Raw genomic sequence first — 21,428 nt, 5'->3', positions numbered from 1 at the left:
GTACCCCCCGTGGAGGACGCGACGTTCGTGCGGCCGTTCATCATCACCGGCGGTCGCGCCGAGCCGACGCGGGCGGACCTGCGCCTGGAGACGCTCGTCGTCGCCGTTCAAGGACCGGACGAGACGCTGGAGTTCGAGCGCCGGCACATCGTCGCGGTGTGCGCGCAGCCGACCACGGTCGCCGAGGTGGCGTTCAAGGTCGGGGTGCCGCTCGGGGTCGCCAAGGTGCTGATCTCCGATCTCGTCGTGGCCGGCCGGCTCATGTGCCGGCACCCCGCGGAGCTGCCGCTCCCGATGCTGGAAAGGATCAGGGACCATGTCCGGGCGCTCTGACAGGATCGTTCCGCTCGCCGTGAAGATCGTGGTGAGCGGCGGCCTCGGGGTCGGCAAGACCACGTTCATCGGGGCCATTTCGGAGATCGAACCCCTCGACACCGAGGCGGCGATGACCCAAGTGTCCATCGGCGTCGACTCGTTGGAGGGTGTCGAGTCGAAGACCACGACGACGGTCGCGCTCGACTTCGGGCGGATCACCCTCGACCCGACCATCGCGCTGTACCTGTTCGGGACGCCCGGACAGGACCGGTTCTCGTTCCTCTGGGACGACCTGGTGGAGGGGGCGCTCGGTACGGTCGTCCTCGTGGACACCCGGCGGATCGAGGAGTGTTTCCCGGCCGTCGACTACTTCGAGGCGCAGGGGCAGCCGTTCGTCCTCGCCGTGAACCGATTCGACGGCGCCGACCGCTTCGACCCCGAGGAGGTACGGGAGGCGCTGGGGCTCGGGGACGTGGTGCCGGTCCTGGAGTGCGACGCGCGGGACCGGGGGTCCGTACGCGATGTGCTCGGCGCGCTGATGGACCGGGTCGTCGGGGTGCGGACCGACTCCAGGAGGAAGGCGGCGCTGGTGCGTTGACGCCGGGAGCGCCGTGAGGGTGAGGGGCGTGGGTCCGTGCAGCCGGGTCCACGCCCCTGGTCCGCGTGCGGGGTTGAGGTGTCAGCCCTTCAACTCCGGTGGGGAGATCTGGGACGTGGGGATCGCCGACGCCGTCGTTCCCCACTTCTTGAGGATCTTCGCGTAACTGCCGTCCGCGATCAGCTTGTTGACCGCCGACCGGAACGCCGGGGCCAGGTCGCTGTGCTTCTTGAAGGCGAAGCCGACATCGAGACGGTGGAATTCGTTGAGGAACTTCACGCCGCTCTGCTGGGAGACCGCGTAGCGCAGGCCGTTGATCGTGGACATCACGATGTCGCTGCGGCCCTGCTGGAGCGAGGACCAGATCGCGCCCTGCTCGCTGTACGTCTGCACCTGGTACGCCTTCTTCCCGGCGTCCGTGCACAGGTGCTTGTTCTCCTCCAGCGTCGCTTCGAAGGTGGTGCCGGCGCCGGTCGCGACGTTCAGACCGCACAGCTGCTTGAGGTCGGTCACCTTGCCGAGCTTGCTGTCGTCGCGGGTGGCGAAGCCCTGGCCGTCGTTGATGTAAGTGACGAAGTCGATGGTCTTGCGCCGTTCGTCGGTCACGCCGAAGTTGCTGGCGCCGACGTCGTACTTGCCGCTGTCGAGGGCGGGCAGGATCGCTTCGAAGCTGGCCTGTTCGGTCTTCAGGCGGATGCCGAGCACCTTTGCCACCGCGTCCGCGAAATCGACGTCCTGGCCGGTCAGCGTGGTGCCGTCGGCGAGATAGGTGGTGCCGGGCGGGGTGCCGCCGACGCTGAGGGCGAGGGTCAGGGAGGTGGTGCGGGCGGGCAGGAGTTTCGCCGACGCCGGGTCCTCGGCGATGCCGGAGACGACGTCCGTGGTGGGGATCTGGTCGGCCCCGGCCGCCTTGCCGACGGTGTCACCGCCGGTGTCCGAGCCCGAGCCGCAGGCCGTGAGCAGCAGGGTCGCCGAGGTGATCAGGGCGAACGGGGTGAGGAACCGGGCGCGCGAAGGCGTGCGCATGGGTGCGGTCTCCTGGAAGAGAGGAGGAGAAAAAAGGGGGCGCGAGGGGAGGGGAGCGCGTGTGAAGGCGGAGCGACGAAGCGCTGAGAGCGTCCGGTCCGGTCAGCGGACCTGGCACGCGGCGGGTCGGCTCAACAGGAAGAGGACCACACGCGACCGAAGTCGATGTGGGAGCGCGTGACCAGCCACTGCTGTGGATGCATGGGCCCAGTGGAACAGGTCTCCGAATCTCCGTCAACGACTTGAGACGTACCGTTCACATCATGGACAGCCTTGACAGTTGGGGGAAACGGCGCCGTACAGTCGACGGACGGCCCTGCTGAGGGGCTCGGCCGTAGCGCGCCGTCGAGGCGCGTCCGTGTGAAGGCACCACCCGTGTTCGCCATCCCCCACGCCCGGCGTCGATCGAGCAGGGGTCCCACCACGGAGCCTCGCATGTCATCCGACACCCTCGCCCAAGAACCCGCCACCGCCGCACCGGCCGATGTCCTGCCGATCGTTGCGCAGCGCCGCTACGGGCAGTGGGCCGCCGCGGCCGTCGTGCTCGGGCTGCTCGCCGTCGTCGTCCAGTCGGTGCTGCGCAACCAGGCCTTCCAATGGGACGTCGTCGCCGCCTACTTCACCGCGGACTCGGTGCTGCGCGGACTGTGGCTCACGCTGTGGCTGACCGCCGTCGTGATGGTCCTCGGCTTCGCCCTGGGCACCCTGCTCGCCGCCTGCCGACTCTCCGCCAACCCCGTGCTGAGAGCGGTGAGTTGGGGATACGTGTGGCTGTTCAGGTCGATCCCGATCCTGGTGCAGCTGCTGTTGTGGTTCAACATCGGGGCGCTGTACCCGGTGCTGTTCGGGGTACGGACCGTGGATCTGCTCGGTCCGGTGACCGTGGCGATCGTCGGACTCACCCTGCACGAGGCCGCGTACGCCGCCGAAGTGGTGCGCGGCGGCATCCTCTCCGTCGACCGGGGTCAGATCGAGGCCGCCGAGGCGCTCGGCCTGAGCCGGTGGCGGCGCTGGCGGCGGATCGTGCTCCCGCAGGCGATGCGCGCCATCGTGCCGCCCGCCGGGAACATGCTGATCGGCACCCTCAAAGGCACCTCCATCGTCAGTGTCATCGCCGTCAACGACCTGTTGTTCTCCGCCCAGTTGATCTACCACCGCACCTACCAGGTGATCCCGCTGCTGATGGTGGCGACCCTCTGGTACACCGTCGTCACCTCGGTGCTGAGCGTGGGCCAGCACTACGTCGAGAAGCGCTACGCGCGCGGAGCGGGGCGCACCCGATGAAACCCAGCCTGGTGATCGTCGGGGCCGGTCCGCGGGGGACCGGTCTCATCGAGCGGATCGCCGCCAACGCCCCTGAGCTGTACGCCGGTTCGGGCCTCGACATCCACCTCGTCGACCCGCATCCGCCGGGCGCCGGGCGGATCTGGCGGCGGGCGCAGTCGCCGTTGCTGTGGATGAACTCCCATGCCGAGGACGTCACCATGTTCACCGACGAGACGGTGGTCATGGCGGGCCCGGTGCGGGAGGGGCCCACGCTGCACGAGTGGGCCGGGGTCGAGGGCCGGCTCTTCGCGGACCGCCGGTTGCAGGGCGACTACCTGAGCTGGGTGCACGAACAGGCCGTCGCCGCCCTGCCCGACGGGATCACCGTCCACCACCATGTCCGGCGCGCGGTGCGGGTGACCGGGGCGCCCGAGGGAGGTCAGCAGGTGTGGCTCCAGGACCGGCCGCGCCCGCTGGTGGCCGACCTGGTGGTGCTCACGATGGGGCACCTCGACGCCGAACTCGACGCGGAGCAGGCCGCGTTGGCCGCCTACGCCGGCACGCACGGGCTGGTCCATCTGCCGCCCGACTTCACCGCCGACAGCGACCTGTCCGCGCTCCGGGCGGGCGAACCGGTCCTGGTCCGCGGGTTCGGCCTGGCCTTCGTCGACCTGATGGCGCTGGTCACCGAGGGGCGGGGCGGGCGCTACGACGGTGACACCTATGTGCCGTCCGGGCGGGAGCCGGTGCTGTACGTCGGGTCGCGGCGCGGGGTGCCGTACCACTCGAAGATCGGCTACGACTGGACGGGCGAACGGCCGCCGCTGCCGAGGTTCTTCGGACCCGCGCAGGTCGACGAACTGCTGTCCCGGGAGGGCGGGTTCGAGTTCCGGGCCGACATCTGGCCGCTGGTGGAGAAGGAGTTGGGGTTCGCCCACTACCACCGGCTCTTCGCCGTCCACCCGGAGCGCACCAGCGTGGCCTGGGACGTCTTCGAGGCCAAGTACGCGGCCGCCGAAGGCACTTCGGAACGGGCCGCGCTCATCGCCTCCGCCGTGCCCGACCCCGCCGACCGCCTCGACCTGGACGCGCTGGACCGGCCCCTGGAGGGCGTGCGGTACGGGTCCCACGAGGAGTTCCAGGAGGGGCTGCGGGCCTACGTGGAACGGGACTTGACGCGACGTCATGATCCCGGGCACAGCGAGGATCTGGCCGTCTTCCTCGGACTCCTCTCCGTGTACGGGCAGTTGATCCGGCTCGGCGGCATCGGGCCCTGGTGGCACGGCTTCTTCAGCTACCTCGCCTCCGGCCCGCCCGGACCCCGGCTGCGGCAACTGCTGGCCCTGTCCCGCGCCGGGGTGGTGAGGTTCCTGGGCGCCGACACCGTCGTCACCGCCGAGGACGGGGTGTTCCGGGCGTCGAGTCCCACCGTGCCGGGTGCCGTCGTCGAGGCCCGTGCCCTGGCCGAGGCGCGGCTGCCCGAGCCGACCCTCGGCCGCGCCCGGGACAGCCTGCTGCGCGCCCTGCACGCCGACGGCGCCACCGAGACGCCGGACGGGCTGCTGCGGGTCGACCCCGCCGACGGCCGCATTCTGGACCGCGACGGACGCCCGCATCCGCGCCGTTTCGCCCTCGGCCCGCACACCGACGCCCGGGCGCCCGGCGCCTTCACCCGGCCCCGCACCGGCGGCCCCGCCTTTCGGCAGAACGACGCGACCGCACGGGCCGCGCTGGAGTTCCTGCGCGAACAGGCCGACGAGGAACGGGAGTTGGATGCGGGTGAGGCGCCATGAGCCGCCTGCCCCGGTCGGCCGGGGCCGCCCGCCCGTCCACTCGACTACCGCAAGGACTCCCGCGATGAGCGTCATGGTCGACATCAGGTCCGTCCACAAGAGCTTCGGCGCGCTCGACGTGCTCCGGGGCATCGACCTCCAGGTGCGCGCCGGGGAGGTCACCGTCGTCCTCGGCCCGTCCGGGTCGGGCAAGTCGACGCTGCTGCGCACGGTCAACCACCTGGAGAAGGTGGACCGGGGCACGATCAGCGTGGACGGCGCGCAGATCGGCTACCGGCGCTCCGGCGGGAAACTCCACGAACTCCCCGAGCGCGAGGTGCTGAAACAGCGCACCCGGATCGGCTTCGTCTTCCAGCACTTCCATCTGTTCCCGCATCTGACCGTCCTGGAGAACGTCGTCGAGGCGCCCGTCCACGCGCTGAAACGCCCCCGCAAGGAGGCCGAGGCCGCCGCCCGCCGCCTCCTCGACCGGGTGGGGCTCGCGGACAAGGCCGACGCCTACCCGAAGCTGCTCTCCGGCGGTCAGCAACAGCGCGTGGCCATCGCCCGCGCGCTCGCCCTGGAGCCGAAGCTGCTCCTCTTCGACGAACCGACCTCCGCGCTCGACCCCGAACTGGTCGGTGAAGTCCTCGACGTCATGCGGGACTTGGCGCGCACCGGCACCACGATGATCGTCGTCACGCACGAGATCGGATTCGCCCGCGAGGTCGCTGACACCGTGGTGTTCATGGCTGACGGCAGGATCGTCGAACAGGGGCCGCCAGGAAGGGTGTTGGACGCCCCGGCACAGGAACGGACGCGGGCTTTCCTGTCCAAGGTTCTCTGACCTCCCGTCCCGGAAGGTCTCTTCGGAAGGGTTTCCATGACCTCAACGCACGGCCGGGGGCTGCTGCATCTGGCCGCCGCCGTCGACCACGAGGCGTCCTACGACGGCAGCTGTCACCTGGAGTCGGTGCGGCTCGCCGAGCGCGGCGGACTGGACTTCGTGACGCTCAACGACTCCTTCGGCCGCCCCGGGCCCGACGCGCTCGCCGTCCTGTCCCGGGTGGCGCCCGCGACCACCCGGATCGGCCTGGTGCCCACCGTCACGACCACCCACACCGAGCCGTTCCACGTACAGGCCGCCGTCGCGACCCTCGACTGGGTCAGCCGGGGCCGGGCCGGCTGGCGGATCGACGTGTCCGGCACCGAGGGCGAGGCGCGTCTGTTCGGGCGCCGACACGCCGCGCCCGCCGAGGAGTTGTGGCAGGAGGCCGGTGAAGTCGCGGACGTGGCCGCCCGGTTGTGGGACAGCTGGGAGGACGGCGCGGAGATCCGGGATGTCCCCACCGGCCGTTTCATCGACCGGGACAAGCTGCACCACGTCGACTACACCGGCACCACGTTCGCCGTGAAGGGCCCCTCCATCGTGCCGCGCCCGCCGCAGGGCCACCCCGTGCGGGTGGTCGACGCGACCGAGGGCGCCGCCCGCACCGTCGCCGCCCGGTACGCCGACGTGGCCCTCGTGCAGGCCACCAGCCCGGCCCAGGCGGCCGCCGTACGCCAGCAACTCCGCTCCACGGCAGCGGAGTTCGGCCGGGACCCCGGCACGCTCCGGGTCCTCGCGAGCCTCCTCGTCGACCTCGGTGGCGGTGAGTGCGCGGCCGAGCGCGGACACGGCGGCGGCGGACCCCGGCCGACCGTGCAGGGCCCGTTGTACCGGGGCGGCCCGGTCGACCTCGCCGAACTGATCGCCCACTGGCACGCCGCCGGCGTCGTCGACGGCTTCCACCTCACCCCGTCCGAACCACGCCGGGACCTGGAACGCCTCGTCAACGGCACGGTCGCGCTGCTCCAACACCGGGGCCTGTTCCGCACGTTCTACCCCGGCAGCACCCTGCGCGAGCATCTCGCCCTGGCCAGGCCCGCCAACCGGTACGCCACGACCGGGGGCACCTCATGACCGTTCGGCCGCGTCGGCGCCTGCATCTGGCGGCGCACTTCCCCGGCGTCAACAGCACCACCGTGTGGGCCGATCCGCGGTCCCGGTCGCAGATCGAGTTCGCGTCGTTCGCGCATCTCGCGCGCACCGCGGAACGCGGGCTGTTCGACTTACTCTTCCTCGCGGAGGGGCTCCGGCTGCGCGAGCACAAGGGGCGCGTCCACGATCTCGACGTCGTCGGACGCCCCGAGTCGCTCACCGTGCTGTCCGCGCTGTCCGGCGTCACCGAGCGGCTGGGGCTCGCCGCCACCGTCAACGCGACGTTCAACGAACCGTACGAACTCGCCCGCAGATTCGCCACGTTGGACCATCTCAGCGGCGGCCGGGCGGCCTGGAACGTGGTCACCTCCTCCGACGCCTTCACCGGCGAGAACTTCCGGCGCGGCGGCTACCTCGACCACGCCGACCGGTACCAGCGGGCCGCCGAATTCCTCGCCACCGCACGGGAGTTGTGGGACTCCTGGACGCCGGAGGGCATCGCGCGGCCGTTCGCGCACCGGGGGCGGCACTTCGACATCGCGGGTGAGTTCACCGTGCCGCGCTCACCGCAGGGGTACCCGGTGGTGATCCAGGCCGGGGACTCCGCCGAGGGACGGGAGTTCGCCGCCGCCTCCGCCGACGTGATCTTCACCCGGCACGGCACCCTGGCGGAGGGGCGCGCCTTCTACGCCGATGTGAAGCGGCGGCTCGCGAGGTACGGGCGCGGCCCGGACGACCTCAAGATCATGCCCGGCGTCGGCGTCGTCCTCGGTGACACGGCGGCCGACGCACGCGAACGGGCCGCCGTCGTCCGGCGCCGACAGGTCTCCCCGCAGAACGCGCTCCTCGCCCTGGAGCAGATCTGGGGCGCCGACCTCTCCTCCTACGACCCCGACGGGCCCCTCCCCGACATCGACCCGGTACCGGGCCCCGCGCTCACGCGGGGCCGGACCCGGCGCGGGGACACCGTCGCGCTCGCCGAGAAGTGGCGGGCGCTGTCCCGTGAGAAGGGGCTGTCCATCCGGGAGACCGTGATCGAGGCGGGCGGCCGACCGTCCTTCGTCGGCACCCCCGCGTCCGTCGCCGAGGAACTCGACAGCTACGTCCGCCACGAGGCCGCCGACGGTTTCGTCCTCGTCCCGCACCTCACCCCGGACGGCCTCGACGACTTCGTCGACCGCGTGGTCCCCCTCCTCCAGGAACGCGGCGCCTTCCGCACGGCGTACCGGGGCACGACCCTGCGCTCCCACCTCGGCCTGCCCACACCGGGAGAGGAGCGGTGAGTGCGGGTGTGCCGGGAGGGGGACCGGTACGCAGGGGCGGGTGGATTTATTCAGACGGCGACTTTCGGCCATCCCCGGTGCCGGGGCGGCGTCGGGGACGGCGATCCGCGCCGGGCGGTGCCGGGGTGGGGCACGCCGTTTGGCGTGGTGCGGGGCGTGCGGGGGTGAGTGGGGCGGGGGTGCGGGCCGGGCGGGAGCGCGGGTTCGGCTTCGGCGGAAAGGTGGCGTCCATCGCCTGATGGGCGGGCGGAGGTGCGGGTGGGGCGCGGTCGTGGTGGGCGGGGCGTCGCGGGTGACCCTTGCCGATCTCACCAGCGGGAACGGTGGTTGTCGCCTCCGGTTCCGAGGGGCCGGGCGGGTCCGATGCCGAGGGGCGTGCGGCCGTTGATCCCGTTCGCGCCCTCCTGCTTCCGTGCGCCTTCGCGGAGTGCGTCGGCTGCGCCTTGTCCCGCGAACGGCGATGCCCTCGATGTGCCGGTCGCGGCGGGGGAGCGCAACCTGCGCTGACGTGCGGGGAGTTGACGTCTGCGGGGGTTCGGCGGCCCGTCGGGCGCCGCGTGCCGGGACGGCGCCGGGGCGGATACCTAAAGGTTCCCCCATGGTTGATTCAAGGGTTGGCGGCCGAAAGGCGCTCTTGCGCCCGTCATCGGTGCGGCCGAATACTCCCCCTCAGCGCTTGTCAGGGGCACGGCAACGTTCGGATTCCGGACGGTCGTCCTTCTGGCTGCGCCTCACGGGCCCGACCCCACGAGGGCCCCCGACTTCCCATGTGGAGGAACGACAAGTGAGGATCAAGCGCACCACCCCCCGCGGCGGCATCACGAGACGGACTCGGCTGGTCGCCGTCACCACCGGCCTCGTGGCCGCGGCAGCGATCGCGATCCCCAACGCGAACGCGGCTGACGTCACCACGTTCAGCGCCTCCCAGCTCAAGAGCGCCAGCAACTCGGTGCTCGACGCCGATGTCGCCGGCACCGCCTGGTCCGTCGACCCGAAGACCAACCGGGTCGTCGTCACCGCCGACAGCACGGTCTCCCAGGCCGAGATCGCGAAGATCAAGGAGCAGGCGGCGGGCAACGCCGGCGCGCTCACGATCAAGCGGACCGCGGGCAAGTTCAGCAAGCTGCTCGGTGGCGGCGACGCCATCTATGCGAGTAGCTGGCGCTGCTCGCTGGGCTTCAACGTCCAGGACAGCAGCGGCAATTACTACTTCCTGACCGCCGGTCACTGCACCGACGGCGCGGGCACCTGGTGGTCGAACTCGGGTCACACCACCACCCTCGGCACCACCGCGGGCTCCAGCTTCCCCACCAACGACTACGGCCTCGTCCGCTACACCAACACGTCCGGTGTCTCCGGCGCCGTGGGCAGCGTCGACATCACCAGCGCCGCCACGCCGTCCGTGGGCACGACCGTCTACCGGCGCGGTTCCACCACCGGCATCCACAGCGGCCGGGTGACCGCCCTCAACGCGACCGTCAACTACGGCAGCGGTGACATCGTCTACGGGATGATCCAGACGACGGTCTGCGCCGAGCCCGGTGACTCCGGCGGCTCGCTGTACTCCAACAGCGGCATCGCGTACGGCCTGACGTCCGGCGGCAGCGGCGACTGCACGTCCGGTGGAACGACGTTCTTCCAGCCGGTGACCGAGGCGCTGAGCGCCTACGGGGTCCACGTCTTCTGACTCTTCTGATCCGATCCGCTCCGGCGGTATCGGGCAGGGCCCGGCAGACCAGGGGCGAGCCCCCGCACGCAACCGGCGTGCGGGGGCTCGCCGTTGTGTGTGGGGGCGGGTGCGGGGCCGCCGTGTGGGGCGTTGGCCTCTGCCCGTGAGGTGCGGGGCGCCGTGGGCGGGTGTGCACCCGCGTTCTTGGAACAGGGGCGCCTGCGGGGGGGGCCTTCGGGTTCGTTGTCGTGGGGCGGAGTGGGCTTTCGGGGTGCCCAGGGTGCCTAGGGGGACCTTAAGGGGGTCTTAAGCGGGGGCTGGTATAGGTCTCAAACAGGGTGCCCCGCGCGGCTGATGGGTGATTTCAAGCCACCCTGATCCTCACCCTCTGCCGATGGTTACTCGCCCGTAGTGTTTGCAGTGCGAATTTTCCTGCGTCGACTGCGAACGCATGGCGGCGCGGGTGTGCGGCGAGTGTTCGCCCGCGCGTCTGGAAGTCGACCTTGTGTGCCCCCTGTGTGTCTCGGAATAGTTGGCGCCTGTCAACCAGCCTTCCGGCTCGTGAGGTCCCCACTACCTCTCGGGCCGACCCCCCACAGGAGGACGCGAGTTGAAGCACCGACGCATACCCAAGAGGCGGATGGCCATGGCAGGCGCGGGCGTTGCCGCACTGGTCGTCGCCGGAGTCACCTTCCAGACTGCGAACGCCAGTGAGCCCGTGAAGGACGCAGCGCCGCGCACCCTGTCCGCCCCGGCGGCCGGAAAGCTCGCCTCGTCCCTCGGCCGGGAGCTGGGCGCCGACGCGGCCGGCACGTACTACGACGCGAAGGCCAAGAGCCTCGTCGTGAACGTCCTCGACGCGAGCGCGGCGAAGACGGTCGAGGCGGCCGGCGCCCAGGCGAGAATCGTCGAGAACTCCCTCGCCGAACTGAAGGGCGCCCGCGCGACCCTCAAGAGCGACGCGACCATCCCGGGCACCTCCTGGGTGACCGACCCGACCACCAACAAGGTCGTCGTCACCGCCGACCGCACGGTCTCCAAGGCCGAGTGGGCGAAGCTCACCAAGGTCGTCGAGGGGCTCGGCCAGGTCGCCGAAGTCAAGCGCACCCAGGGGGAGTTCAAGCCCCTCATCGCGGGCGGCGACGCGATCACCGGCTCCGGCTCGCGCTGCTCCCTCGGCTTCAACGTCGTCAAGGACGGCGAGCCGTACTTCATCACCGCCGGACACTGCACCGAGTCGGTCTCGACGTGGTCCGACTCCAGCGGCGTGATCGGCACCAACGAGGAGTCCAGCTTCCCGGAGAACGACTTCGGCCTCGTCAAGTACACGTCCGACGTCGACCACCCGAGCGAGGTCGACCTCTACGACGGCTCCGCGCAGGCCATCACGCACGCCGCCGAGGCCACGGTCGGCGAGAAGGTGACCCGCAGCGGCTCGACCACCCAGGTCCACTCCGGGACGGTCACCGGTCTCGACGCCACCGTGAACTACGGCAGCGGCCAGGTCGTCAACGGCCTCATCCAGACCGACGTCTGCGCCGAGCCCGGCGACAGCGGCGGCTCGCTCTTCGACGGCGACGCGGCGATCGGCCTCACCTCCGGCGGCAGCGGTGACTGCACGTCCGGCGGGGAGACGTTCTTCCAGCCGGTCACCGAGGCGCTCTCGACGTTCGGTGCCGAGATCGGCTGACCCACGGGGCCGGGCCCCACACCGGCTCCCCCGAAGTCCCGTCCCTCACCCGAGGGGCGGGACTTTTCGTCGGGCGCGGGATCAAGGTGCTCTATCGGTGGGCGGGATCAAGGTGCTTTATCGGTAGGCGAGTTGGCGGCGGATCGTCTCCGCCGGGTACGGCGTCCGACGGTCCTCGTCCTGCACGGCGATGTAGAAGTCGGTGAAGGTCGCGGCGATCGGGGCGAGGCGGATGAGCGTCTCGACGGCTCCCGGGGGCGGGCCCGCCGGTGGCCGCGCACCGTCCGCGCAGGCCCGGATCAGCGCAAAACGCTCCGCGCGTCCGACGTCGTACAGGCCGCTGAACAGCCAGTTCACCAGGTAACTGCGCGTGTAGGCACGGTCGTACTGGCGGTGCGTGGCGAAGAAGTCGGCCTCGGCGGGGGAGAGGCGGAAGCCGTCGGCGAGGGCGAGGCCGAAGTCGGTGAAGTACAGGCGGCGGCCGTCGGTCAGGACGTTCTGGAAGTGGGCGTCGAAGTGCATCAGGCCACGGGCGTTCATGAACGACGTGCCCAACTCCAGCTCCCGTTCGACCAGTTGGCAGGCCCGCTCGATCGCCGCGTCCCCGGCCCGCACCTGCTCGCCGAGCCACTCGTGCAGGGTCAGCGGGAAGTACTCCAGGAACAGCACCAGGCTCGCCGGGGACTCCCGCAGCCCCTCGATCCTTCCGCGCACGGCCACGTGGCCGTCCCAGTACGCCACCGCCCGCTCCACGTCGGCGAGTTCGGCGGGCAGATCCGGTGCGGGGCCCGGCAGCATCCGCCAGTGGTACAGGAGCGGGAACCCCTGATGCCCGCCCGCGAGAACCCAGTTGGTCGTCATGACGTGCGCGGCCAGCTCCCGCCACGCCCCGAACCCCGGCCCGCCGACGCCGTACTGGCAGATGAGCGGCAGCCCGTGCAGGTTCGCCGTGGAACGAGCGTGCTCCGGCAGCAACTCCCTTGCCGTGAGCGGCACTCGCTTCACGAACACCGGTACGCCCGAGACCTCCAGCCGGGCCGACCTCCCGCCGATACCGCTGCCGAGGGGGGTGGCGGTGCTCAGGAGTTCCCTCAGCTCTTGATCGCTGTACAGGGAGAGGGCGGTGGATGCCTCGGCGTGGGCGGTGGGGCGGGTGTCCATGAGGGTCCTTCGCTCGGGCACGGCACGGTGGGGAGGTCCGGGGTGGGTGTCGTCTGTTGCTGTCTTCCCTTTGCTGTCTTCCCTTCTGGGGTGTGGGGGAGTGCGGTCGGGGTGGTGTTCGGTTTGCCGTTCGTGCGGTGTGGTGCGGTGGGGTGTTGGGGGTGGGGCCTGGCGGTGTGGTGCGTGGCGTGGCGCCGAGTGGTGCGGGGTGGCGCCACTCTGTGGTGATGTGGCGCCGCGATGGCGTACGTGGCTCTGACCTGTGCTGATTGGTTGGTTCGTCAACCTGGTGAGGGGGCTTGTACCTCGTGTTGCGTCATGGGGCTTGCCAATGGCGCCATTGTGGCGCCATTATGGGGTCATGGATCTCACGCCGTATGTCGAAACGCTGCACCGGGAGCTGGCGGTGGCCGCCGAAGCCGGGGGTGACGAAGCTCGTGAGCTGGCCGAGCGGCTGACCACGCCGCTGGAGTCGGCCACCCGGCTGACCCTGCTCAATGTGCTGTCCGCCGCCATGGACGAGGTCACTCGTGAACTCGCCCCCGGCTCGGTCGACGTACGGCTGAGAGGCCTCGACCCCGACTTCGTGGTGGTGCTGCCGCAGCACGAGGACCTGAGCGGACCGCACGACGTACCGGCATCGGCACCGGTGCCCGCTCCGGTGCCGGTCGACACGGACGAGGGTGGCACCGCTCGCGTCAATCTGCGACTGCCCGCCCACCTCAAGACCCGCGCCGAGGAGGCGGCGGCCGCCGAGGGCCTCTCGGTCAACGCGTGGCTCGTGCGCGTCGTGTCCGCCGCGGTCGACACGGGCGCCGCCGCCACCCCCCGTACCCCCGGCAAGGCGAAGAGCATCGGCCAGAGCTTCACGGGCTGGGTGCGCTAGCCGGCCGTTCGGAACGACTTCACTCACTTCACGTCCCACCTGCGGGGACGCCACGGACACCCAAGAGGACGGGACCGTCATGCCTTCTTTCGACACTCCCCAGCCGATCTCGGTCAACGCCCACGTGGACGCGGGGGCCATCCAGTTCACGGCGGCCGACCGCGCCGACACCGTCGTGGAGGTGGCTCCGCGCGACCCGAAGAAGGAACAGGACGTGCGGACCGCCGAGCAGACCGAGGTCACCTACTCGGGCGGCCGGTTGCAGATCAGGACGCCGAAGCAGCGCTACCTCTTCGGACGCACCGGCACCGTCGACATCACCGTCGAACTGCCCACCGGCTCCCGGGTGGAGGCGCTCGGCGGATGGGCCGAGGTGCGCGGCGAGGGGCGCCTCGGCGAGGTCCGCGTGAAGACCTCCTCGGGCGACGTCCGCCTCGACACCACCGGCCCACTGCACCTGACCGCCTCCCACGGCTCCATCACCGTGGACCGCGTCGAGGGCGCCGCCGAGATCACCACCAGCTCCGGCAGCATGCGCGTCGGCACGGTCACGGGCGTCGCCGTCCTGAAGAACTCCCACGGCACCACCAGCATCAACGACGTCACCGGCGACCTCCGGGTGAACGGCGCCAACGGCGACATCATCATCGAGCGCGCCCAGGGCTCCGTCCGGGCCACCACCGCGAACGGCACCTTGCGGGTCGCCGAGGTCGCGCGCGGGAACGTCCAGTTGGAGACCTCCTACGGCGCCATCGAGGTGGGGGTACGCGAAGGTACCGCCGCCTGGCTCGACGTCAGCTCGGGCTTCGGGAGCGTGCACAGCTCGCTGACCGCGTCGGAGGGGCCCGAGGAGTCCGAGGACGCCGTCGAGGTCCGCGCCCGTACGCGCTACGGAAACATCGACGTCCACCGCGCCCGCGCCTGAGAGCCCCCCGGCCGCCGTTCGCCCCACTCTCCACAACTCCGCTCCACACCTCCGCCTCAGAGAACTCCACCTCCGCCTCAGAACTCCGCGCCACCCCTTCACGCCGGTGCTCCTCGCCGGTGCTCCAGTTCCGCACTCCACACCACTCTTCGACCGGGAGGGCGCATGCCTTCGTCCGTCATGTCCACATCCAGGCGCGGTCACGGTCAGGAGCCGCCCGCCGCCATCTCCGCCGTCGGCCTGCGCAAGTCCTACGGCGACAAGCTCGTCCTCGACGGGATCGACCTGCACATCCCGACCGGCACGGTCTTCTCCCTGCTCGGCCCGAACGGCGCCGGCAAGACGACCGTCGTCAAGATCCTCTCCACCCTCATCACCGCCGACGCCGGTGACCTCCACGTCGGCGGTCACGACCTGGCCGTCGATCCACAGGCCGTGCGGGCGGCGATCGGCGTCACCGGGCAGTTCTCCGCCGTCGACAACCTGATCACCGGCGAGGAGAACATGCTCCTCATGGCGGACCTGCACCATCTCTCCCGCCGCGAGGGGCGCCGCACCGCCGCCGACCTCCTCGAACGCTTCGACCTGACGGACGCCGCGAAGAAGCCCGCCGCCACCTACTCCGGCGGCATGAAGCGCCGTCTCGACATCGCGATGACGCTGGTCGGCGACCCGCGGATCATCTTCCTCGACGAGCCCACCACCGGCCTCGACCCGCGCAGCCGCCACACCATGTGGGGGATCGTCCGCGACCTGGTCGCCGGCGGCGTCACCGTCTTCCTCACCACCCAGTACCTCGACGAGGCCGACGAACTCGCCGACCGCATCGCGGTGTTGAGCGACGGCAGGATCGCCGCCGAGGGCAGCGCCGAGGAGCTGAAGCGGATCGTCCCGGGCGGCCACGCACGGCTGCGGTTCACCGACCCGGCCGCCTACCGGTCCGCCGCCGTCGCCCTCGGCGAGGTCACCGCGGACGACGAGGCACTGTCGTTGCAGATCCCCAACGACGGCAGCCAGCGCGCACTGCGCTCCCTCCTCGACCGGCTGGACTCGGCCGGTGTCGAGGCGGCCGGGCTCACCGTGCACACCCCCGACCTCGACGACGTGTTCTTCGCCCTGACCGGCGGAGCGAAGGTCCCCCACCAGCCGAAGAAGGCAGTCCGATGAGCGCCCTCTCCCTCGCGGTACGCGACTCGAACACCATGCTGCGCCGCAACCTGCTGCACGCGCGCCGCTACCCGTCCCTCACCCTGAACCTCCTGCTCACGCCCGTCATGTTGCTGCTGCTCTTCGTCTACCTCTTCGGCGACGTGATGAGCGCGGGCATCGGCGGCGGCCCCGCCGACCGCTCGGCGTACATCGCCTACCTGGTCCCGGGCATCCTGCTGATGACCATCGGCGGCACCGTCGTCGGGACCGCGGTGTCCGTCTCCAACGACATGACCGAGGGCGTCATCGCCCGCTTCCGCACGATGGCGATCCACCGGGGCTCGGTGCTCGTCGGGCATGTCGTCGGCAGTGTGGTGCAGGCGATGGCGAGCGTGGTCCTGGTGGGCGCCGTCGCCGTGGCCATCGGGTTCCGGTCCACTGACGCCACGGTCCTGGAGTGGCTGGCGGCGTTCGGACTGCTGGTGCTCTTCGCCCTCGCGCTCACCTGGATCGCCGTCGGCATGGGCCTGATCAGCCCGAACGCCGAGGCCGCCAGCAACAACGCCCTGCCGATGATCCTGCTGCCGCTGCTGTCCAGCGCGTTCGTCCCGGTGGACGCGATGCCGGGCTGGTTCCAACCGGTCGCCCAGTACCAGCCGTTCACCCCGGCCATCGAGACGTTGCGCGGGCTGCTGCTCGGCAGCGGGATAGGTGACAACGGGTGGCTCGCGGTCGGCTGGTGCGTGGGGCTCGCGGTGCTCGGGTACTTCTGGTCGACGTCGAGGTTCCACCGCGACCCGAGGTAACCGCCCGGACGGGCGCGGGCGGCCTCCCGCACCGCCTCTCTCCGCGCCTCTCCCCGCGTGTCTCCGCACCGGGTTCCGCCGGAGGGCGGCGTACTCCGACATCACGTCGGGTGCACGCCGCCCGCACGACGGGCGGTGCCGGTGGGGAACGGGTGCTCGTTGCGGGCCCCGCTCGAAGGTTCAGCCGAAGCGTCAGTCGAAGGTGAGGACCGGCTTGATGGTGTCGCCCCGTTCCGCGTCCTCGACCGCCCGGTTGATGTCCGCGAAGGCATACGTCGTGATCAGCCGGTCGAAGGGGAAGCGGCCCTGCTGGTACAGGTCGACGAGCTGGGGGATGAAGACCTGCGGCACGCTGTCGCCCTCGATGATGCCCCGCACGGTACGGCCGGACAGCAGGGTGAACGTGTCGAGCGCGACCTCGCTGCCGGGTTCGGAGGCGCCGATCAGGCCGCAGGTGCCGCCCTGGTTGAGGGCGTCGACGGCCTGCCGCAGCACCGCTGGGACCGCCGTGGCCTCCAGGCTGTGGTCCACGCCCTCGCCGCCGGTGAGGTCACGCAGCCGCTGCACGGTGTCGCCCTCGGTGCCGTTGATGACATGCGTGGCGCCCAGCTCCTTCGCCAGTCGCAGCCGTCGTTCGTTGATATCTATGGCGACGATGGTGGTGCAGCCCGAGACGACCGAGGCCAGCACGGCGCTGAGACCGACCGCGCCCGCGCCGAACACGGCGATGCTGCTGCCCGCCGCGGGGCGCAGGGAGTTGAGGACACTTCCGGCGCCGGTCTGGATACCGCAGCCCAGCGGACCGAGCAGCTCCAGCGGGGCGGCCGGGTCGACCTTCACGACGTTGCGCTCGTTGGCCAGGGCGTAGGTGGCGAACGACGACTGGCCGAAATAGACGCCGTTCACATCTCCGGACGTCCGGTGCAGGGGGGTGCTGCCGTCGGGGCGGGCGCCGGCGAAGTTGTAGGGGAAGGCCTGGAGGCAGTAGGCGGGGCGGGCCTGGACGCACATCCGGCAGGTGCCGCACGAGTTGAACGTCAGCACGACATGGTCGCCGGGCACGACACCGGTGACGCCGTCGCCGATCGCCTCCACGATCCCCGCGCCCTCGTGCCCGAGCACGGCGGGAAGCGGCATCGGGAACCACTGGTCCCGCACGATCAGATCGGTGTGGCACACGCCCGAACTCACCAGCCGGACCACGATCTCGCCATGCCGAGGCTCGTCCAGTTCGAGCGGCGCGAGCACGAACGGGGCACCCTTGGCCTCGGTCAGCGCGGCGGTGATCTGCATGGAAACTCCTTGCGGTCGGTCCTTGTGAACGGCAGAGCAGAAACGCGCACATGGCGTGATCTGTCTGTTCGCCCCCTAACTACCCGCAACGACCATGAAGTTATGAGTCACACCCCGGTATGAAAGTGAACTGATGGGGTTCCTGGGGTCGGATCGGTCGAGAGGGGCCCGCTCCCTGGGGTGCTCTGCACCGGGGAGATCGAGGCTGGGTGGGTTCCGGTTCAGGGCACGGTTCGTGTCGGAAGTTTTTACTTGCGCGTAACTTCACAGTTGAACTACTCGACCGTAACTTGGCGATTGGAAATCATGCTCGTGATCCGGAACACAGGGCGTGAGCCGTCACGCATACCTTGAGCCGCAAGGAGATCACCCGGTGCTGCCCTGGAAACGAGTGCTCAGACCGCTGAGCGCGGTCCTTCTGGCCGCCGCTGTCGCCGTCGTCCCCGCCACCGCCGCCCATGCCGCATCCGCGCCGAGTAGCGGATGGAACGACTACTCCTGCAAACCGTCCGCCGCGCATCCCCGCCCTGTGGTACTGGTCCACGGGACGTTCGCCAACTCCGTCGACAACTGGCTCGGTCTCGCCCCCTACTTGAAGCATCGCGGCTACTGCGTCTTCTCCCTCGACTACGGCCAACTGCCCGGCGTTCCCCTCGTCTTCGGTCTCGGCCCCGTCGACAAGTCGGCCGCGCAGCTCTCCGCGTTCGTCGACAAGGTGCTCGCCGCCACCGGCGCCGCCAAGGCCGACCTCGTCGGTCACTCGCAGGGCGGCATGATGCCCCGCTACTACCTCAAGTTCCTCGGCGGAGCCGCCAAGGTGAACGCCCTCGTCGGCATCGCGCCCGACAACCACGGCACCGACCTGCTCGGACTCACCCGCCTGCTCCGGTACTTCCCCGACGTCTCCGACCTGATCTCCACCGCGACCCCGGGCCTGGCCGACCAGATCGTCGGCTCGGCCTTCCTCACCAAGTTGAACGCGGGCGGCGACACCGTGCCCGGCGTCCACTACACCGTCATCGCCTCGAAGTACGACGAGATCGTCACGCCGTACCGGAGTCAGTTCCTGAGCGGACCGGACGTGCACAACGTCCTGTTGCAGAAGCTGTGCGCCCTCGACTTCTCCGAGCACGCGGCGATCGGGCTCACCGACCGGATCACCTTCCACGAGGTGGCCAACGCCCTCGACCCGGCCCGCGCCACCCCCACCACCTGCGCGTCGGCGATGAGTTGACGCCCGTCGGGGTCTGTCCGACCTGAGCCGCCGGACAGACCCCGCCCCCGTCCATTCGTCAACGGCCCTGTCGGACACCGCCGTTCACCGCGCGACGCCGGACGGACCCGAACAGGGTCGCCGCGCCCAGCGCCAGCACGGCGGCCCCGCCCACGGCGACATGCCAGGTGCCCTCGTTCGAACCGGTCGCCGCGAGCCTCAACGTCCGGTGGCGCCCGGCGGCGTCGCCGACGCGGACGCCGTTCCAGTCGTGGAGCGCCTGCGTCCCGCCGGTCGACAGGGTCGGCGTGAGCGGCGCGACCACGGCGGCCGTGATGGTGGTCGTGGTGGCCGACGTGGTGGTTCCTCGGCGTGCGGGCGTGCCGTTCTTGGGGGTCATGGAAGCCATGGGTGCCATGGGGACTCCTCGGATACGGCCTCGGCTGGCGGGAGCGGCGCGATCAGAAGTTAGCCCCTGGGCGGTGGGAAATCGCCTGCTGAGGAGGGGGTGGGGAGATCCTTATGGCGGCGTTAAGGGAGTGCTGAGGTTGCGCTCAGGTAGGTACCGTTCGCGGCATGACGCCCGATGAGATCCGGCCCGCCGCCGCCGCGAAGGTGTTCGTGACCGGGTGGCCGGTGGTCGGGCTGGTCTTCGTCGAGGTGCGTGAGGGGCATCTGTTCGTCGACAGCATCGCCGTCCATCCCGACGCGCATGGCAGGGGGGTGGGGCGGCGGTTGTTGCGTTTCGTGGACGCACACGCGCGTGAGTTCGGGCTGGTCGAGATCAGGCTCTATACGAACGCGCTGATGTCGGAGAACCAGGTGATCTATCCGCGCTACGGCTATGAGGTCGTGGAACGTCGTGTCGACGGTGCGTATGACCGCGTCCACTACCGCAAGCGGGTGACCTCGGGGGGCACGTTGCCCCCGGCGGGCATGTCCGCCTGAAGGCGGGGCGGTCGCGGGTCGCGTGCGGGTGCGGGTGCGGGTGCGGGTGCGTGCGGGTGCGTGGGGGTTGCTCGCGCAGTTCCCCGCGCCCCTAAAAGACGCGCAGTTCCCCGCGCCCCTGAAAGACAGGCGGTTCGTCGGGGTGCGGGTTCGTTGTGGCTGGTCGCGCAGTTCCCCGCGCCCCTAAAAGACGCGCAGTTCCCCGCGCCCCTGGAAGGCGGGCGGTTCGTTGGCTGGGGCCGGTCAGCCGTCCGGCCACCAGGTGCGGGCGATGTCCTTGCGGATCTCCGGGCGCGCGGTGGGCCGTTGCTCGGACTCCTCCCGCACCCGGCGGGAGTCCGGCTTCCTGATCAGGGGCTTCTGCACGGTCGTCCGGCGCATGACTGCCTCCTCACCGTGTCTGCCGAGTTCCCTGTCCTCCAGGACGGCAGACGCTTTCCCGGGAGGGTGACTCATCTGCCGGGGTCTGTCAGTGGCGGCCGTCACGTCGGGACTGTCAGTGGCGGGTGTCACTCTGGGGTCATGACCAACGACCGCACGCTCGACGGCACCGACTGGGACGCGCTGGCCGCCACCTTCGACGACGAACCCGACCACGGGCTGCGCGACCCCGGAGTGCGCCGCGCCTGGGCCGAACGGCTGGCGGGATGGTTGCCGGGGCGGCCCGGTGAGGTGCTCGACCTCGGCTGCGGCACCGGCAGCCTGTCGCTCCTCGCGTCCGAGCAGGGGCACCGGGTCACCGGCGTCGACCTCGCGCCCGCCATGCTCGCGCTGGCCAGGGCGAAGCTCGCCGGGCGCGACGCGGAGTTCCTCGTCGGCGACGCGGCGGCGCCCCCGGTCGGGGAGCGGCGTTTCGACGCCGTGCTGGTCCGGCACGTGCTGTGGACGCTGCCCGACCCCGCGCACGTCCTGCGCACCTGGCGCGGGCTGCTGCGCCCCGGCGGCCGGCTCATCCTCGTCGAGGGCATGTGGGGCACCGTCGACCCGGCTGGCATACCCGCCGACCAGCTCACCGCCCTGCTCGCCCCGATCGCCCCGCACGTGCGCGTGGACCGACTGTCGGACGACCCGGCGATGTGGGGAGGGCCGGTCGAGGACGAGCGGTACGCGGTGATCGCGGCGCTGTGAGCGAGGGGCTCGCGGGGGCGTCCGGCCTGGTCGGTGGTGCCGTTCGCCGGGCTGGGCATGGTCGGCGTGCCCGCCGCGCCGCTCCCCTCGTCACGTCAGCCGCGTGGCCAAGTCGGCAGCCTGGTCATCCGGTCGCCCCGTTCGCCGCGTCCGCGAGGCCCGCTCACCGCACCGCACCGCACCGCGTCCGCTCACCGCACCGCGTCCGCTCACCGCACCGCACCCGCTCACCGCACCGCATCCGCTCACCGCACCCGCACCGCGTCCGCCCCGCTCGCCGCACTGTGCCCGTCAGGCCCGCCACCGCACCGCGTGCGTC

Annotated in this window: 20 protein-coding genes and 1 pseudogene; 16 read left to right on the top strand and 5 right to left on the bottom strand. The window is 70.9% G+C overall.

From position 1 onward, the window contains the following. Positions 1-9 precede the first annotated feature (9 nt). Together ACIQOU_RS24395 and ACIQOU_RS24390 are read left to right on the top strand one after the other, a co-directional pair. Positions 10-333, top strand: a complete 324-nt coding sequence (locus tag ACIQOU_RS24395; RefSeq protein WP_401538935.1) for a DUF742 domain-containing protein — start codon at positions 10-12, stop codon at positions 331-333. After that, a complete protein-coding gene (locus tag ACIQOU_RS24390; protein WP_401538934.1) occupies positions 317-913 on the top strand; it encodes a GTP-binding protein in 597 nt (198 codons plus the stop codon). Before ACIQOU_RS24395 ends, ACIQOU_RS24390 begins: the two co-directional genes overlap by 17 nt. A gap of 81 nt (positions 914-994) precedes the next feature. Here ACIQOU_RS24390 and ACIQOU_RS24385 read toward each other — a convergent pair whose 3' ends face one another. Next, positions 995-1,939, bottom strand: a complete 945-nt coding sequence (locus ACIQOU_RS24385; protein ID WP_401538932.1) for an ABC transporter substrate-binding protein — start codon at positions 1,937-1,939, stop codon at positions 995-997. Between the two features lie 435 nt (positions 1,940-2,374). Here ACIQOU_RS24385 and ACIQOU_RS24380 point away from each other — a divergent pair, with 435 nt between their 5' ends. The 7 genes from ACIQOU_RS24380 (at position 2,375) to ACIQOU_RS24350 (ending at position 11,600) form a co-directional block, all read left to right on the top strand. Continuing rightward, positions 2,375-3,223, top strand: a complete 849-nt coding sequence (locus tag ACIQOU_RS24380; protein ID WP_401538930.1) for an amino acid ABC transporter permease — start codon at positions 2,375-2,377, stop codon at positions 3,221-3,223. Further along, the gene (locus ACIQOU_RS24375) at positions 3,220-4,998 is read left to right on the top strand and encodes an FAD/NAD(P)-binding protein (RefSeq protein ID WP_401538928.1); all 1,779 of its coding nucleotides are present in this window, start codon (positions 3,220-3,222) and stop codon (positions 4,996-4,998) included. Before ACIQOU_RS24380 ends, ACIQOU_RS24375 begins: the two co-directional genes overlap by 4 nt. 64 nt (positions 4,999-5,062) lie before the next feature. Then, positions 5,063-5,824, top strand: coding sequence for an amino acid ABC transporter ATP-binding protein (locus ACIQOU_RS24370; protein WP_401538926.1), 762 nt, complete (start codon positions 5,063-5,065; stop codon positions 5,822-5,824). 36 nt (positions 5,825-5,860) lie between these two features. After that, the gene (locus tag ACIQOU_RS24365) at positions 5,861-6,940 is read left to right on the top strand and encodes an LLM class flavin-dependent oxidoreductase (protein ID WP_401538924.1); all 1,080 of its coding nucleotides are present in this window, start codon (positions 5,861-5,863) and stop codon (positions 6,938-6,940) included. Next, positions 6,937-8,241, top strand: coding sequence for an NtaA/DmoA family FMN-dependent monooxygenase (locus ACIQOU_RS24360; protein WP_401538923.1), 1,305 nt, complete (start codon positions 6,937-6,939; stop codon positions 8,239-8,241). The genes ACIQOU_RS24365 and ACIQOU_RS24360 overlap by 4 nt, the downstream gene beginning before the upstream one ends. Positions 8,242-9,025: 784 nt before the next feature. Then, positions 9,026-9,928 carry a S1 family peptidase gene (locus ACIQOU_RS24355; protein WP_401538921.1) on the top strand — a complete coding sequence of 301 codons (903 nt, stop codon included), beginning with the start codon at positions 9,026-9,028 and terminating at the stop codon, positions 9,926-9,928. Between the two features lie 628 nt (positions 9,929-10,556). Next, entirely contained in the window at positions 10,557-11,600 is a 1,044-nt protein-coding gene (locus ACIQOU_RS24350) for a S1 family peptidase (protein WP_401539033.1), read from the top strand. A gap of 117 nt (positions 11,601-11,717) precedes the next feature. Here the strand turns inward: ACIQOU_RS24350 and ACIQOU_RS24345 are convergent, their stop codons facing one another. Then, positions 11,718-12,761: a protein kinase family protein gene (locus ACIQOU_RS24345; RefSeq protein ID WP_401538919.1), complete on the bottom strand. Its 1,044-nt coding sequence runs from the start codon at positions 12,759-12,761 to the stop codon at positions 11,718-11,720. A gap of 361 nt (positions 12,762-13,122) precedes the next feature. Here ACIQOU_RS24345 and ACIQOU_RS24340 point away from each other — a divergent pair, with 361 nt between their 5' ends. The 4 genes from ACIQOU_RS24340 (at position 13,123) to ACIQOU_RS24325 (ending at position 16,527) form a co-directional block, all read left to right on the top strand. Then, positions 13,123-13,647, top strand: a complete 525-nt coding sequence (locus ACIQOU_RS24340; RefSeq protein ID WP_401538917.1) for a hypothetical protein — start codon at positions 13,123-13,125, stop codon at positions 13,645-13,647. A 79-nt stretch (positions 13,648-13,726) separates the two neighbouring features. Continuing rightward, positions 13,727-14,572: a DUF4097 family beta strand repeat-containing protein gene (locus tag ACIQOU_RS24335; RefSeq protein ID WP_401538916.1), complete on the top strand. Its 846-nt coding sequence runs from the start codon at positions 13,727-13,729 to the stop codon at positions 14,570-14,572. Positions 14,573-14,752: 180 nt separating this feature from the next. Further along, on the top strand, positions 14,753-15,739 hold the full coding sequence (locus ACIQOU_RS24330; protein WP_401538915.1) for an ATP-binding cassette domain-containing protein: 987 nt from the start codon (positions 14,753-14,755) through the stop codon (positions 15,737-15,739). Continuing rightward, positions 15,736-16,527, top strand: coding sequence for an ABC transporter permease (locus tag ACIQOU_RS24325; RefSeq protein ID WP_401538913.1), 792 nt, complete (start codon positions 15,736-15,738; stop codon positions 16,525-16,527). The genes ACIQOU_RS24330 and ACIQOU_RS24325 overlap by 4 nt, the downstream gene beginning before the upstream one ends. Before the next feature lie 192 nt (positions 16,528-16,719). Here the strand turns inward: ACIQOU_RS24325 and ACIQOU_RS24320 are convergent, their stop codons facing one another. Continuing rightward, the gene (locus ACIQOU_RS24320; RefSeq protein WP_401538912.1) at positions 16,720-17,820 is read right to left on the bottom strand and encodes an NAD(P)-dependent alcohol dehydrogenase; all 1,101 of its coding nucleotides are present in this window, start codon (positions 17,818-17,820) and stop codon (positions 16,720-16,722) included. A gap of 373 nt (positions 17,821-18,193) precedes the next feature. On the opposite strand from ACIQOU_RS24320, the gene ACIQOU_RS24315 reads away from it, so the two are divergent. Next, positions 18,194-19,054, top strand: coding sequence for an esterase/lipase family protein (locus ACIQOU_RS24315; RefSeq protein ID WP_401538910.1), 861 nt, complete (start codon positions 18,194-18,196; stop codon positions 19,052-19,054). A gap of 58 nt (positions 19,055-19,112) precedes the next feature. Here the strand turns inward: ACIQOU_RS24315 and ACIQOU_RS24310 are convergent, their stop codons facing one another. Beyond that, the gene (locus ACIQOU_RS24310; protein ID WP_401538909.1) at positions 19,113-19,451 is read right to left on the bottom strand and encodes a hypothetical protein; all 339 of its coding nucleotides are present in this window, start codon (positions 19,449-19,451) and stop codon (positions 19,113-19,115) included. 185 nt (positions 19,452-19,636) lie between these two features. Between ACIQOU_RS24310 and ACIQOU_RS24305 the strand changes: the two are divergent. Then, positions 19,637-19,981, top strand: a pseudogene (locus ACIQOU_RS24305) (GNAT family N-acetyltransferase); the annotation flags it as partial. Between the two features lie 243 nt (positions 19,982-20,224). Here the strand turns inward: ACIQOU_RS24305 and ACIQOU_RS24300 are convergent. Then, positions 20,225-20,362, bottom strand: a complete 138-nt coding sequence (locus ACIQOU_RS24300) for a hypothetical protein (protein WP_401538907.1) — start codon at positions 20,360-20,362, stop codon at positions 20,225-20,227. 141 nt (positions 20,363-20,503) lie between these two features. Here ACIQOU_RS24300 and ACIQOU_RS24295 point away from each other — a divergent pair, with 141 nt between their 5' ends. After that, on the top strand, positions 20,504-21,109 hold the full coding sequence (locus ACIQOU_RS24295; RefSeq protein ID WP_401538906.1) for a class I SAM-dependent methyltransferase: 606 nt from the start codon (positions 20,504-20,506) through the stop codon (positions 21,107-21,109). Positions 21,110-21,428: the final 319 nt, after the last annotated feature.

The sequence above is a fragment of the Streptomyces sp. NPDC091279 genome (genome assembly GCF_044757465.1).
Lineage (GTDB): Bacteria > Actinomycetota > Actinomycetes > Streptomycetales > Streptomycetaceae > Streptomyces.
The sequence above is the reverse complement of the archived record's forward strand: the minus strand, read 5'-3'. Positions and strand labels throughout refer to the sequence as shown.

Bases quoted from the DNA above. Each gene is read 5' to 3' on its own strand.
- ACIQOU_RS24375 (WP_401538928.1), top strand. From the start codon at position 3,220: ATGAAACCCAGCCTGGTGATCGTCGGGGCCGGTCCGCGGGGGACCGGT.
- ACIQOU_RS24310 (WP_401538909.1), bottom strand. From the start codon at position 19,451: ATGGCACCCATGGCTTCCATGACCCCCAAGAACGGCACGCCCGCACGC.
- ACIQOU_RS24340 (WP_401538917.1), top strand. From the start codon at position 13,123: ATGGATCTCACGCCGTATGTCGAAACGCTGCACCGGGAGCTGGCGGTG.
- ACIQOU_RS24320 (WP_401538912.1), bottom strand. From the start codon at position 17,820: ATGCAGATCACCGCCGCGCTGACCGAGGCCAAGGGTGCCCCGTTCGTG.
- ACIQOU_RS24380 (WP_401538930.1), top strand. From the start codon at position 2,375: ATGTCATCCGACACCCTCGCCCAAGAACCCGCCACCGCCGCACCGGCC.
- ACIQOU_RS24370 (WP_401538926.1), top strand. From the start codon at position 5,063: ATGAGCGTCATGGTCGACATCAGGTCCGTCCACAAGAGCTTCGGCGCG.
- ACIQOU_RS24360 (WP_401538923.1), top strand. From the start codon at position 6,937: ATGACCGTTCGGCCGCGTCGGCGCCTGCATCTGGCGGCGCACTTCCCC.
- ACIQOU_RS24300 (WP_401538907.1), bottom strand. From the start codon at position 20,362: ATGCGCCGGACGACCGTGCAGAAGCCCCTGATCAGGAAGCCGGACTCC.
- ACIQOU_RS24350 (WP_401539033.1), top strand. From the start codon at position 10,557: ATGGCAGGCGCGGGCGTTGCCGCACTGGTCGTCGCCGGAGTCACCTTC.
- ACIQOU_RS24295 (WP_401538906.1), top strand. From the start codon at position 20,504: ATGACCAACGACCGCACGCTCGACGGCACCGACTGGGACGCGCTGGCC.
- ACIQOU_RS24385 (WP_401538932.1), bottom strand. From the start codon at position 1,939: ATGCGCACGCCTTCGCGCGCCCGGTTCCTCACCCCGTTCGCCCTGATC.
- ACIQOU_RS24325 (WP_401538913.1), top strand. From the start codon at position 15,736: ATGAGCGCCCTCTCCCTCGCGGTACGCGACTCGAACACCATGCTGCGC.
- ACIQOU_RS24365 (WP_401538924.1), top strand. From the start codon at position 5,861: ATGACCTCAACGCACGGCCGGGGGCTGCTGCATCTGGCCGCCGCCGTC.
- ACIQOU_RS24330 (WP_401538915.1), top strand. From the start codon at position 14,753: ATGTCCACATCCAGGCGCGGTCACGGTCAGGAGCCGCCCGCCGCCATC.
- ACIQOU_RS24335 (WP_401538916.1), top strand. From the start codon at position 13,727: ATGCCTTCTTTCGACACTCCCCAGCCGATCTCGGTCAACGCCCACGTG.
- ACIQOU_RS24390 (WP_401538934.1), top strand. From the start codon at position 317: ATGTCCGGGCGCTCTGACAGGATCGTTCCGCTCGCCGTGAAGATCGTG.
- ACIQOU_RS24345 (WP_401538919.1), bottom strand. From the start codon at position 12,761: ATGGACACCCGCCCCACCGCCCACGCCGAGGCATCCACCGCCCTCTCC.